This window comes from Streptomyces sp. NPDC004065 (genome assembly GCF_044903565.1).
GTDB lineage: Bacteria > Actinomycetota > Actinomycetes > Streptomycetales > Streptomycetaceae > Streptomyces.
Genome location: NZ_JBJDQT010000007.1, coordinates 179,184 through 191,114, shown reverse-complemented (window position 1 = coordinate 191,114; position 11,931 = coordinate 179,184). Strand labels below are relative to the sequence as shown.

12 protein-coding genes are annotated in these 11,931 nt (G+C 74.0%); 8 read left to right on the top strand and 4 right to left on the bottom strand.

Annotation, left to right across the window (positions count from 1 at the left end; translation table 11 throughout):
• The first annotated feature begins 33 nt into the window (after window positions 1–33).
• The 5 genes from fabG to ACI2LW_RS11495 all read left to right on the top strand — a co-directional run bounded on the left by fabG (window position 34) and on the right by ACI2LW_RS11495 (window position 4,837).
• Complete coding sequence (fabG, locus tag ACI2LW_RS11515; RefSeq protein ID WP_404730974.1) at window positions 34–795, top strand: 3-oxoacyl-ACP reductase FabG; 762 nt, start codon at window positions 34–36, stop codon at window positions 793–795.
• Between the two features lie 21 nt (window positions 796–816).
• Window positions 817–1,569: an SDR family oxidoreductase gene (locus tag ACI2LW_RS11510; protein ID WP_404730973.1), complete on the top strand. Its 753-nt coding sequence runs from the start codon at window positions 817–819 to the stop codon at window positions 1,567–1,569.
• A 250-nt stretch (window positions 1,570–1,819) separates the two neighbouring features.
• The gene (locus tag ACI2LW_RS11505; protein WP_404730972.1) at window positions 1,820–3,397 is read left to right on the top strand and encodes an ABC transporter substrate-binding protein; all 1,578 of its coding nucleotides are present in this window, start codon (window positions 1,820–1,822) and stop codon (window positions 3,395–3,397) included.
• 91 nt (window positions 3,398–3,488) lie between these two features.
• Window positions 3,489–4,172 (top strand): uracil-DNA glycosylase, encoded by a 684-nt coding sequence (gene ung, locus ACI2LW_RS11500; protein ID WP_404730971.1) that lies wholly within the window; start codon window positions 3,489–3,491, stop codon window positions 4,170–4,172.
• Between the two features lie 140 nt (window positions 4,173–4,312).
• Window positions 4,313–4,837, top strand: coding sequence for a hypothetical protein (locus ACI2LW_RS11495; RefSeq protein WP_404731009.1), 525 nt, complete (start codon window positions 4,313–4,315; stop codon window positions 4,835–4,837).
• A gap of 857 nt (window positions 4,838–5,694) precedes the next feature.
• On the opposite strand, the gene ACI2LW_RS11490 is transcribed toward ACI2LW_RS11495, so the two are convergent.
• Both ACI2LW_RS11490 and ACI2LW_RS11485 read right to left on the bottom strand, forming a co-directional pair.
• Window positions 5,695–6,210: a DinB family protein gene (locus ACI2LW_RS11490; RefSeq protein ID WP_404730970.1), complete on the bottom strand. Its 516-nt coding sequence runs from the start codon at window positions 6,208–6,210 to the stop codon at window positions 5,695–5,697.
• A 27-nt stretch (window positions 6,211–6,237) separates the two neighbouring features.
• Window positions 6,238–6,918: a TetR/AcrR family transcriptional regulator gene (locus ACI2LW_RS11485; protein WP_404730969.1), complete on the bottom strand. Its 681-nt coding sequence runs from the start codon at window positions 6,916–6,918 to the stop codon at window positions 6,238–6,240.
• 149 nt (window positions 6,919–7,067) lie between these two features.
• On the opposite strand from ACI2LW_RS11485, the gene ACI2LW_RS11480 reads away from it, so the two are divergent.
• Both ACI2LW_RS11480 and ACI2LW_RS11475 read left to right on the top strand, forming a co-directional pair.
• Window positions 7,068–8,306, top strand: coding sequence for an FAD-dependent monooxygenase (locus ACI2LW_RS11480; RefSeq protein ID WP_404730968.1), 1,239 nt, complete (start codon window positions 7,068–7,070; stop codon window positions 8,304–8,306).
• A 10-nt stretch (window positions 8,307–8,316) separates the two neighbouring features.
• Entirely contained in the window at window positions 8,317–9,228 is a 912-nt protein-coding gene (locus ACI2LW_RS11475; protein WP_404730967.1) for a Gfo/Idh/MocA family protein, read from the top strand.
• On the opposite strand, the gene lnt is transcribed toward ACI2LW_RS11475, so the two are convergent.
• Complete coding sequence (lnt, locus tag ACI2LW_RS11470) at window positions 9,146–10,720, bottom strand: apolipoprotein N-acyltransferase (protein ID WP_404730966.1); 1,575 nt, start codon at window positions 10,718–10,720, stop codon at window positions 9,146–9,148. The two genes, ACI2LW_RS11475 and lnt, sit on opposite strands and share 83 nt — an antisense overlap.
• A 212-nt stretch (window positions 10,721–10,932) precedes the next feature.
• On the opposite strand from lnt, the gene ACI2LW_RS11465 reads away from it, so the two are divergent.
• The gene (locus ACI2LW_RS11465) at window positions 10,933–11,673 is read left to right on the top strand and encodes an SDR family NAD(P)-dependent oxidoreductase (protein WP_404730965.1); all 741 of its coding nucleotides are present in this window, start codon (window positions 10,933–10,935) and stop codon (window positions 11,671–11,673) included.
• Between the two features lie 70 nt (window positions 11,674–11,743).
• On the opposite strand, the gene ACI2LW_RS11460 is transcribed toward ACI2LW_RS11465, so the two are convergent.
• Complete coding sequence (locus tag ACI2LW_RS11460; protein WP_404730964.1) at window positions 11,744–11,923, bottom strand: hypothetical protein; 180 nt, start codon at window positions 11,921–11,923, stop codon at window positions 11,744–11,746.
• Window positions 11,924–11,931: the final 8 nt, after the last annotated feature.

Genomic DNA, 11,931 nt, shown 5'->3' with positions numbered 1-11,931 from the left:
CACACCGGGTTCTCTCAAGGGCGAGGAGAAGCAATGTCCACCACTGAGCAGCGGGTCGCCGTCGTCACGGGTGCCGCGCGCGGCATCGGCGCCGCCACCGCCGTACGACTGGCGGCCGAGGGCCGCGCGGTCGCCGTGATCGACCTCGACGAGGCCGCCTGCAAGGACACCGTGGAGAAGATCACCGCGGCCGGCGGCCGGGCGCTCGCGGTCGGGGCCGACGTCTCGGACGAGGCGCAGGTCGAGGCGGCCGTCGCGCGGATCGCCGAGGAGCTCGGCGCGCCGGTCATCCTGGTCAACAACGCGGGCGTGCTCCGCGACAACCTGCTGTTCAAGATGAGCGTCTCCGACTGGGACACCGTCATGAACGTGCATCTGCGCGGCTCCTTCCTGATGACCCGCGCCTGCCAGAAGCACATGGTGGACGCGGGCTTCGGCCGGATCGTCAACCTCTCCTCGTCGTCCGCGCTCGGCAACCGCGGCCAGGCCAACTACTCGGCCGCCAAGGCGGGTCTGCAGGGCTTCACCAAGACCCTCGCCAAGGAGCTCGGCAAGTTCGGCATCACCGCCAACTCGGTCGCCCCCGGCTTCATCGCCACCGAGATGACCAAGGCCACCGCCGAGCGCGTCGGCATGGGCTTCGAGGACTTCAAGGCCGCCGCCGCCACCCAGATCCCGGTGCAGCGGGTCGGTGAGCCGGAGGACATCGCCAACGCCGTCGCCTTCTTCACCGGCGAGGCGGCCGGCTTCGTGTCCGGCCAGGTGCTGTACGTCGCCGGCGGACCGCTCAACTAGGGATCGGCAGGAATCACGGACATGACTGAACTTTCCGGCAAGGTCGCCCTCGTCACGGGTGCCAGCCGCGGCATCGGCTACGGCGTCGCCGAGGCCCTGGTGGCCCGGGGCGACCGGGTGTGCATCACCGGCCGCAACGAGGACGCCCTCAAGGAGGCCGTCGACAAGCTGGGCGCCGACCGGGTGATCGGCGTCGCGGGCAAGGCCCACGACGAGGCCCACCAGGCGGAGGCCGTCGAGCGCGTCATGGAGGCCTTCGGCCGCGTCGACTACCTGGTCAACAACGCCGGCACCAACCCGGTGTTCGGGCCGATCGCCGACCTCGACCTGAACGTCGCGCGCAAGGTCTTCGAGACCAACGTCGTCTCCGCGCTCGGCTTCGCCCAGCGCACCTGGCACGCCTGGCAGAAGGACAACGGCGGTGCGATCGTCAACATCGCCTCCATCGCGGGCCTGGCGCCGTCGCCCTTCATCGGCGCCTACGGCGTCAGCAAGGCGGCGATGATCAACCTGACCCAGCAGCTGGCGCACGAGTTCGCGCCGAAGGTGCGGGTCAACGCGATCGCCCCGGCCGTGGTGAAGACCAAGTTCGCGCAGGCGCTGTACGAGGGCCGTGAGCAGGAGGCCGCGTCCTCCTACCCGCTCGGCCGGCTCGGCGTGCCCGCCGACATCGGGGGCGCCGCCGCGTTCCTCACCTCCGAGCAGTCCGACTGGGTCACCGGGCAGACGCTGGTCGTCGACGGAGGCCTCTTCCTCAACGCCGGGGTCGGCTGACCGCGCGGCGTTCCGGGCGCCGTTCCCGCGGGGCCGTCGGCACATCGATCCATCGCTTCGGCGATGTAACGATTCGTCGACGTTCGCTTGGCGGAAACGGCGCCCTCGTCGTCTCCGACAGGGCGTTTCACCCGATGACAACGTCGTCATCGCCGGGTACAAAAGGAGCCGCGTTCCAACCAGGTTCACCGGGCGGAGCACTGCGGTATGGTCTGCCGACCCTTGGTATGGCAGATCGAGGAGAGTGCGCGTGTTCAACCGGATCCGATGCCTGCGGCCGGCGGCCGCGATCGCGTCCATATCCCTGGTGGCCGGGTGCGGCGTCCTTTCCGACGGCGGCCCCGACGACGAGGGGCCGATCGTGGTCGGGACCACCAGCGCCCCGAGCACACTGGACCCGGCCGCGTCCTGGGACGGTTCCTGGGAACTGTTCCGCAACATTTACCAGACCCTGCTGGCCTACCCGAACGGCTCGACCACGCCGCAGCCCGACGCCGCGCGCAGCTGCAAGTTCACCGACGCCGGCTACCGCACCTACCGCTGCGAGCTGCGCGCGGGCATGAAGTTCGCGGACGGCGACAAGCTCGACGCACGCGCGGTGAAGTACTCCATCGACCGCATCCGCACCATCAACGCGGACAGCGGTCCGGCGGGCCTGCTCGGCAGCCTGGACCGGGTGCAGGCACTCGGGGACCGGGAGGTGGTCTTCCACCTCAACAAGCCCGACGCCACCTTCCCGTTCGTCCTCGCCACCCCCGCGATGTCGATCGTCGACCCCGACGACTACCCCGCCCGCTCCCTGCGCAAGGAGAACTCGGTCGTCGGTTCCGGGCCGTACGCGCTCAAGTCCTACAGCGAGGGCAAGCAGGCGGAACTGGTCAAGAACGACAACTACCGGGGCTTCGCCGAGCGGCGGAACGACGCGGTGACGATCCGGTACTTCCAGGACTCCGCGACCATGGTCAAGGCGCTGCGGGACCGGCAGATCGACGTCACCTACCGCGGTCTGGCGGCCGACGACATCATCGCGCTCCAGCGCCACGACGCCACGGACCTGCAGCTCGTCGAGGGCGCCGGCACCGACATCAGCTACCTGGTCTTCAACCCCAAGGACCCGTGGGCGGCCAAGCTCGCGGTCCGCCAGGCCGTGGCCCAGGTGATCGACCGCCCGGCCATCGCGCACACCGTCTACAAGGACACCGTCGACCCGCTGTACAGCATGGTCCCCAAGGGGCTGACCGGTCACACCACGAGCTTCTTCGACGACTTCGGCGACCCCAGCGTGTCCAAGGCGCGCAAGATCCTCACCAAGGCCGGCATCACCCAGAAGGTCCCGCTCACCCTCTGGTACACCACCGACCGCTACGGCTCCGAGACCGCCAAGCTGTTCCAGGCGATCAAGCAGCAGCTCGACGACTCCGGCCTGTTCACCATCACCCTCAAGAGCCGCCCCTGGAAGACGTACGTCGTGGGGTACCAGAAGGGTGAGTACCCGGTGTTCGGGCGCGGCTGGTTCCCGGACTTCCCGGACGCCGACAACTTCATCGCCCCCTTCGTGGGCGACCAGAACGCGCTCGGCACGCCCTACCCGGCGCAGCGGATCACCAAGGTGCTGCTGCCGGAGTCCCGCCGGGAGAGCGACCGCGCGGCGGTGGTCAAGGAGTTCCAGCAGGCCCAGCAGATCCTGGTGAACGACGCGCGGCTGCTGCCGCTGTGGCAGGGCAAGCAGTACGTGGCCGCCAGCGACGACATCTCGGGCGGCGAGCGGGCGCTCGACCCCTCGACGATCATGATGATGTGGGAGCTGTACCGCAAGACCAGCTGGTAGGCGTCGGTTTCTCCGGGGCGGGAACGCGCTGTCAGTGGTCGCCTGTAGGTTCTGTGACCTGGAAGTGACCGCACACCGTGAGGACGTTGACGTGACCGACATCGCCATGCTGCCCGAGTCCTGGCGCGGGGTTCTGGGCGACGAACTGCAGCAGCCCTACTTCAAGGAGCTGGCGGAGTTCGTCGAGGAGGAGCGGGCGAAGGGTCCCGTCTACCCGCCCCGCGAGGAGGTCTTCGCGGCCCTGGCCGCCACGCCGTACGACAAGGTCAAGGTCCTGATCCTCGGCCAGGACCCCTACCACGGCGAGGGCCAGGGCCACGGCCTGTGCTTCTCGGTGCGGCCCGGGGTCAGGATCCCGCCCTCGCTGCGCAACATCTACAAGGAGATGCACGAGGAGCTGGGCACGCCGATCCCGGACAACGGCTGTCTGATGCCCTGGGCCGAGCAGGGCGTGCTGCTGCTCAACGCGGTGCTCACGGTGCGCGGCGGCGAGGCCAACTCGCACAAGGGGCGCGGCTGGGAGAGGTTCACGGACGCGGTGATCCGCGCGGTGGCCGGCCGGCCCGACCCGGCGGTCTTCGTGCTGTGGGGGAACTACGCCCAGAAGAAGCTGCCGCTGATCGACGAGGACCGGCACGTGGTGGTCAAGGGCGCGCACCCGTCCCCGCTGTCGGCGAAGAAGTTCTTCGGCTCCCGTCCGTTCACCCGGATCAACGAGGCGGTGGCGCGGCAGGGGCACGAGCCGATCGACTGGCGGATTCCCGACCTCGGCTGAGGACCGCCTGCCGCCGATCGGCGCCGGCTGCCGTTAGCGTCGGGGCGTCGGAACTCGGGACGTCGGAACCGGGGAGCCGGGGGCCCGGGACGCCGGGCCGCCGGGCCCGCGGGGTCGTCGGGGACAGGCCGGAGGGTGCGCTGGTGGAGCGACGGGAGCAGACGGCGCCGGACGCCGTGCTGACGCGGATCGGGCAGGGCGTGCTGCTGCACCACGCCGGGGACCGCGAGGAGGCCCGGGGGCGGTTCCTGGACCTGTGGGCGGAGATCGGCCAGGACGGCGACCCCCTGCACCGCTGCACGCTGGCCCACTACATGGCCGACACCCAGGACGACCCCGTGGACGAGCTCGCCTGGGACCTCAGGGCGCTGTCGGCGGCCGAGGAGCTCACCGGCCACCGGACGGCCGGACGGGAGCGGGAGGGGGCGCCGGCGGCCCGCGCCCTCTATCCGGCCCTCCATCTGAACCTGGCAACCGACTACTTCGGCCTCGGCCGGGCCGAGGCCGCCCGCGTCCATCTCCACCGGGCACGGCACGCGGCCGGCGTGCTCCGGGACGACCGCTACGGCGAGGGGGTCCGCGCGGCGATCCACCGCCTCGCGCTGCGCCTGGGCGAGGGAAGCACCGGCGACGAGCCGAGCGACCCGCCGCGCCAGCGGTCGTAGGGCGCGTCGCGCGCCGGGAGCGGGCCGGCCCGGGTCAGGCGCAGGGCGGGCCAGGCAGGATCAGGCGAAGGGTGGGCCGGTCCGGACCCGGCGGGAGGCGGGGGGCTCCTGCTCCGGGAGCCGGGGCGCTCGCGGGCGAGGAACCGCCGGCCCGCCGCCCGGCGCGGTCGGGTGCGCGCGGGTCAGCGGCCGTAGGCCTGCCGGCAGATCCGCGACTCCGGACTGTCCGGGGCCCAGCCTCCGTACTGCCGGCCCAGCGCGCAGACGTCCGGCGTCCTGGGCGGCACGTGCATCACCCCGGCGGGGACCTCCACACGGGGTGACCGCGGTGTGCGGTGGTGCCGGGGAGCCGGGTGGCGGCCGTGGCGGCCGGGCGTGCGCACCGGGCCGGGGCGGCGGCGCTCGCCGGCCGGCGCGGCGCCCGCCGGGCGTGGCGCGCGTGCGGCCGGCCGTGCCGAGCCGGCCGGGTCCCCGGGCCCGGTCACTGCCAGAGCCTCCCGGGCGGGAGCCTGTGCGTCCCGGGCCGGGGCCTGTGCGTCCGCCGGACGGCTGCTGCCCTCCGGGTGCGGGGCCGCCGGGCGGGTCGTGGCCGCCGCCGCGGAGGCCGGCGGCCGCTGGACCGTGACACAGCCGGTGAGGGCCGCGACCGCCACGGTGACCAGCAACGTTGCGGTGGTCGTCGTTCGATGCACCCGTGCAACTCTGCTCCACGCGGGACGCGGACGTCCCGCCGTACGGGGGAAGGATGCCCCGCAGGGGTGATCTCCCGACCCGTAGGGGGTGCGTGCGGCGCCACCGGCTGACGTCCGGTTCGGGCGCCGGGGCCGCGCCGGGCCCGCGCCCCGGGCGGCTCGGCCTCAGTCCCCGGTCGCCCCGTCGATGCGTTCGCGGAGCAGGTCGGCGTGGCCGTTGTGCCGGGCGTACTCCTCGATCATGTGGGTGTAGATCCAGCGGAGGTTGAACGGCTCGCCCGAGTGCCTGCTCCTGCCCTTGGACAGGTCGTCCAGGCCGAACCCGGCGGCGTTGCGGCGGGCGATGCCGATCTCGGTCTGCCAGGTGGCGTACGCCTCCTCCCAGGTGTCCGCCTCGGTGGCGTGGAAGTCGCGGTCCGGGTCCTGCTCGGTGGAGTAGACGGGCCCCGGGTCGTCACCGACCAGGACCCTGCGGAACCAGCCCCGTTCCACCTCCGCCATGTGCCGCACGAGCCCCAGCAGGGACAGCTCCGACGGCTCGGCGGACCGGGTCCGCAGCTGCTCGTCGTTCAGGCCTTCGCACTTCCACGCCAGGGTCTGCCGGTGGTAGTCCAGCCAGCCCTCCAGCATGGCGCGTTCGTCTGCGTTCTGGGCGGGCTCGGTGCGTTCGGTCGTCGTCATGTGCCGATCCTGGCCCAGTCCGGGCCCTCACACCACGTCTTTTCCGCCGTCGTGGATCCCCCGCAGCAGCTCCCGCAGACCCGCCCGCACCTCGTCGAGGTCCGGGACGCGGGCGTGGAAGGTACCGGCCACGCAGGAGAACATCAGGCCGTCGGCCCAGGCGATCAGCGACAGCACGTGCCGGTCGGGGTCGGCCGAGCCCAGCGCCGCCACCATCGCGCCGAGCCGGTCGCGGAACCGGGCGCCGGCCGCGTCGAAGTGGGCCCGCAGCTCCGGGCGCCGGGTCGCCTCCAGGGCCAGTTCGTAGCGGGCGAGGGTCAGTTCGCGGTTGCGGGTCAGCGCGCGGTGGGTGGCGAGGGCCAGTCCCTCCACCAGCGCGTCGACGCCTCCGGCGCGGCGGTCCGGCATCTCGTGCGGTGCCAGGACGCGTTCCTCCCGGTCGGCCAGCCGGCGCACCGCCAGTTCCAGCAGGGCCTGGCGGGTGCGCGCCACGTTCGACGTCGAGCCCTGCGGCAGCCCGGCCGCCTCGTCGACCGCGCGGTGGGTCAGGCCGCGCATCCCGCGCTCGGCGAGCAGGGCGAGCGCGGTGTCCGCGACGAGGTCGGCGCGCGAGGGTTCCGAGGCGTTCGCCGCACGCGGGGAGCCCGGACGCGGGGAGCCCGGACCCGGGGCGCTGGGCGGCGGGGCGTTCGGGGGCGGGGCGGACATGGGGATCAACCTACCGGCCCCTGGCGGCCGCCGTTCCGGCACCGCGGACGCACCGGACCCACCTCTGTACTACATCCGTAGTGACCTGTAGTACGCTCGGCGGGCCAACTGCCCACTACAGGTGTAGTGTCCATGGGGGAGGAGTGCTCATGTCCGGACAGTCGCACGCCGTCGTCATCGGCGGCGGCATCGGAGGCCTCACCGCGGCGGCGGCCCTGCACAGGTCCGGCCGGCGGGTCACCGTGCTCGAACGGGCCGCCTCCCTGGAACCCGTCGGCGCCGCGATCTCGCTCTCCCCGAACGCCCTGCGCGCCCTGGACGTCCTCGGCATCGGCGACGAGATCCGCGATCTGGCCGCCTGGCAGGGCGACGGCGGACTGCGCACCCCGGGCGGGCGGTGGCTGTCGCGGACCAGCGCCGCCGCGGTCGCCGAACGGTTCGGCGGCCCCCTCGTCCTGCTGCACCGCGCCACCCTGGTCGCCGGCCTGGCCGCCCTGCTCCCGCCCGGCACCGTCCGGACCGGCACCCCCGCCCACCTGGCCGACCCCGGCGACGCCCGCCGCCCCGCCCGGGTGACGACCCCCGCAGGCGAACTGGAGGCCGACCTGGTGGTGGCCGCCGACGGCATCCACTCCGCCGTACGCGCCGCGCTGTTCCCGCACCACCCCGGGCCCGTCTACGCCGGCTTCACCACCTGGCGGCTCGTGGTCCCGCTGCCCGGCGCCGAGTTCGCCTCGCACGAGACGTGGGGGAGGGGCCGCCTGTGGGGCACGCATCCGCTCAGGGGCGGCCAGGTGTACGCCTACGCCGCCGCGACGGCCCCCGCCGGCCGGCACGCCGCCGACGACGAGCGCGCCGAACTCGTGCGCCGTTTCGGCGACTGGCACGCCCCGATCCCCGCCGTCCTCGCCGCCGCGCACCCGCGGGACGTGCTGCGCCACGACGTCCACCACATCGCCGAGCCGCTGCCCGCGTACCACCGCGGCCGGGTGGCCCTCCTCGGCGACGCGGCCCACGCCATGCCGCCCACCCTCGGCCAGGGCGGGAACCAGGCGGTGGAGGACGCCGTCGTCCTCGCCCACCACGCCGGCGACCTCGCCGCCTACACCGCCGCCCGGCTGCCCCGCACCACCGCGATCGCCCGTCAGGCGGTGCGCATCGCACGCGTCGCCATGGTGGGAGGCCGCGCCGGAACCGCGCTGCGCGACACCGCGATCGCCGCCCTGTCGAGGGCGCGCCCGGCGCTGCTCCTGCGCGGCTTCGAGGGGATCGCCGACTGGCGGCCCCCGCAGCCGCCGTATGCTGCCGTGCGGACGGGGGCGGACGGCACGACCGCCACCGGCACAGGCACGGGCACAGGTACAGGCACGGACACGGGTGAGCGGTGAGGGAGTCCACGTGAAGGTCGGCTGCATCGGACTCGGTGACATCGCGCAGAAGGCGTACCTGCCGGTTCTCGGCACCCTGCCCGACGTGGACCTGCATCTGCACACCCGCACCCCCGCCACCCTGGAGCGGGTCGCCGACTCCCTGCACCTGCCGGCCGGGCGCCGGCACACCACCCTGGACTCGCTGCTGGCCCAGGACCTCGACGCCGCCTTCGTGCACGCCTCCACCGCCGCGCACCCGGAGATCGCCGGCCGGCTGCTCGAGGCGGGCGTGCCCACGTACGTCGACAAGCCGCTCGCCTACGAACTCGCCGACTCCGCACGCCTGGTCGCGCTCGCCGAGGAGCGCGGCGTGTCGCTGGCGGTCGGCTTCAACCGGCGTCACGCGCCCGGGTACGTGCAGTGCGCCGACCACCCCCGCGAGCTGATCCTGATGCAGAAGAACCGCGTCGGGCTGCCCGAGGACCCCCGGGCGATGATCCTCGACGACTTCATCCACGTGGTGGACACCCTGCGCTTCCTGGTGCCCGGAACGGTCGACGACGTCACCGTGCGCTCCCGGGTGCGCGACGGACTGCTGCACCACGTCGTGCTCCAGCTCGCCGGGGACGGGTTCACCGCGATCGGCGTGATGAACCGTCTCAGCGGCTCGGCCGAGGAGATCCTCGAGGTCTCCGGCCAGGACACCAAGCGCCAGGTGGTCAACCTCGCCGAGACGATCGACCACAAAGGGCAGCCCACGGTGCGCCGGCGCGGCGACTGGGTGCCGGTGGCCCGGCAGCGCGGGATCGAGCAGGCCGTGCTGGCCTTCCTCGACGCCGTACGGGCCGGGAAGGTGCTCAGCGCCCGTGACGCGCTGGAGACTCACGAACTGTGCGAGCGGGTGGTGCGCTCGGTGCAGTCGCGCCCCGGCGGGTTCTGAGCGCCCCCGCGCCGTCCGTCACCACCAGCGCCGCCAGCACCAGCAGCGCCCCGTACGCCGCCCAGTCCCCATGACGGACGTACGGCGTCACGCCGTGCGCGGTCGGCACCGCGTACACGCGCACGGTGCTCGCGTCCGTGCCGAGCCAGGGGCCGGCGCCGCGCCCGTCCGGGCCGTACACGGCGGACACGCCGGTCAGCGTGGCGTGCACCATGGGCCGGCCGGTCTCGGCGGCGCGCAGCGCGGCCAGCGAGGCGTGCTGCGCCGGCGCCCAGCTCCGCTGGAACGTCGACGTCGACGACTGCGCCAGCAGCACGCCCGCGCCGTCCCGCGCGAGACGCCGGCTCATGTCCGGGAACGCCGTCTCGAAGCAGACCATCGGACCGATGCGCAGGCCGTGGCCGGCGTTCATCACCACCTGCTCGCCGCCCCGCCTGCGGTCCTCGCCCGCCGCCTTGCCCACGGAGGTCGCCCAGCCCAGCAGGGAGCGGGCCGGGACGTACTCGCCGAACGGGACGAGCCGCATCTTGTCGTAGCGCTCGCCGGTCGGGCCGTCGGGGCCGACGAGGACGGAGCTCTTGTAGATCCCGGGTCGGTCGGAGCGGCGCGCGTCCACGTTCACCAGGAGGGCGGCGCCGGTGGCGCGCGAGAGGGCGGCGAGCCGGCGCGCCAGGTCCGGGCGGTCGCGGAGGTCGTAGCCGACGCTGCTCTCGCCCCAGACCACCAGGTCCGGGTGGTGTCCCACCAGGCTCCGGGTCAGCCGCTCCTCCAGGGCGAAACGCCGCGCGGCGCTGTCGCCGCCGGCGACGACGCCCGGCTGCACGACGGCGATCCGGACGTGGCCGTCGACCGCGGGGCGCGGCGCCCAGGTCCACGCCGCACCGGTCGCCGCGGCCGCGGCGGCGACACCGGCCACCGCGGGTATCCGCAGCGCGCGCACCGCGACGAACTCGGCGACCGCCACATTGACGGCCACCACCAGCAGGCTCACCAGCCACACCCCGCCGACCGAGGCCAGCCGCAGCGCCGGCGCCACCTGCCACTGGCTCGTGCCGAGCATGCCCCAGGGCCCGCCGAGCTGCTGCCAGGACCGGACGAGTTCGACCGCCAGCCAGCCCGAGGGCAGGACCACGAGCGCGGCCGCCCCCCGGGCCGCCGAGGGCCGGCCGCCGAGCAGCCGCCGCACCAGCCATCCCCAGGGCGCCCACAGGGCGCCGAGCAGCGCCGCGATGACGAAGGTGAAGACATGCAGGCTGGGCAGCAGCCAGTGGTGCATGGCCAGCATGAAGCCCAGCCCGCCGCACCACCCGTCGTACGCCGCCCGCCGCCCGCTCGGGGCGGAGCGGGCGAGCAGCAGCCACGGCACCAGCGCCACCCAGGCGAACCACCACAGCGACGGGGCGGGAAAGGCCGGCACGGGCAGGGCGCCGGCGAGCACGGCGAGCACCGAGCGCCGCCACGGACGGGTGAGCCATCGACCGAACGTCTCCATAGGCCGCCCTCCTACCCCGTGGACGCCTCCCGCTACCCCGGACGGCTCCGCTGCCCCGCGCACGGCTCCAGTGTGCGCGCCGCGGCCGGTCCCGCCCAGGGGGCACCGGGCCCCGCTCGGCCGGCCGGGTGCCCCCGCCCAGGGTGTCCCGGCGCCCGCGGGCCTAGGATGATCACACAGGGTGTGTGACCGTCGGTGCAGCGGAGGTCGTCATGAAGCGTCTCGTCACGGTCGTCACCGGCGGCGGCCGGGGCATCGGCGCCGCGATCTGCCGGCGGCTGGCGCAGGACGGGCACGACGTGGTGGTGGGCTACGTCACCGACACCGCGGCCGCCGAGGCGGTGGCCGACGAGGTGCTGGCCGCCGGGGCGCGCAGCGTCGTCGTGCGGATGGACACCTCCGTCGAGGCGGACGTCGACCGGCTCTTCGCCACCGCGGAGGAGCGGCTCGGGCCGGTGACGGGTCTGGTGAACAACGCCGGGGTGACCGGCCCGCTGGGCCCGCTGACCGCCACCACCACCGCCGATCTGCGCCGGGTGGTCGAGGTCAACGTGCTGGGCACACTGCTGTGTTCGCGGCGCGCCGCGCAGCTGATGGCGCCCCGGGGCAGCGGTGCCATCGTGAACGTGTCGTCGGCCGCCGCCACGCTCGGCAGCCCCGGCGAGTACGTCCACTACGCCGCGACCAAGGCCGCCGTGGACGCCCTGACCATGGGCCTGGCCAAGGAACTCGGCCCCGACGGCGTCCGCGTCAACGCGGTGGCGCCGGGCGTGATCGACACCGACATCCACGCGGCGATGGGGGACCCGGACCGGGCCCGGCGGGCCGCCGAGACGATTCCGCTGCGCCGTGCGGGCCGGGCCGAGGAGATCGCGGCGGCCGTCGCGTGGCTGATGTCCCCGGACGCCTCGTACGCGTCGGGGGCGGTGCTGCGGGTGTCGGGCGGACGCTGAACGGACGGCTGTGCGGCTGGCAGCCGGGCCCTGGAAGCTGGACCACGGTGTCCGGTCGCGGTGATACGCCTCAGGCCGCCTCGACGACCTCGCCCCGGATCGCGGCGGCCCACTTGACCACCAGCAGTTCGTACTCCGCGCGCTCCTCGGCGGACAGCGACCCGCCCGAGCGCGTCCAGAGCGCCCGGATCCGCTCGTTCAGCTCGGCGGCGGACCGCACGGAACCAGGGACCACGGCTTCGGGGAACATGCCTCCAG

Bases quoted from the DNA above. Each gene is read 5' to 3' on its own strand.
- ACI2LW_RS11485 (WP_404730969.1), bottom strand. From the start codon at position 6,918: ATGTCCGCCCCGCCCCCGAACGCCCCGCCGCCCAGCGCCCCGGGTCCG.
- ACI2LW_RS11460 (WP_404730964.1), bottom strand. From the start codon at position 11,923: ATGTTCCCCGAAGCCGTGGTCCCTGGTTCCGTGCGGTCCGCCGCCGAG.
- ACI2LW_RS11465 (WP_404730965.1), top strand. From the start codon at position 10,933: ATGAAGCGTCTCGTCACGGTCGTCACCGGCGGCGGCCGGGGCATCGGC.
- fabG (WP_404730974.1), top strand. From the start codon at position 34: ATGTCCACCACTGAGCAGCGGGTCGCCGTCGTCACGGGTGCCGCGCGC.
- ACI2LW_RS11490 (WP_404730970.1), bottom strand. From the start codon at position 6,210: ATGACGACGACCGAACGCACCGAGCCCGCCCAGAACGCAGACGAACGC.
- ACI2LW_RS11480 (WP_404730968.1), top strand. From the start codon at position 7,068: ATGTCCGGACAGTCGCACGCCGTCGTCATCGGCGGCGGCATCGGAGGC.
- lnt (WP_404730966.1), bottom strand. From the start codon at position 10,720: ATGGAGACGTTCGGTCGATGGCTCACCCGTCCGTGGCGGCGCTCGGTG.
- ACI2LW_RS11510 (WP_404730973.1), top strand. From the start codon at position 817: ATGACTGAACTTTCCGGCAAGGTCGCCCTCGTCACGGGTGCCAGCCGC.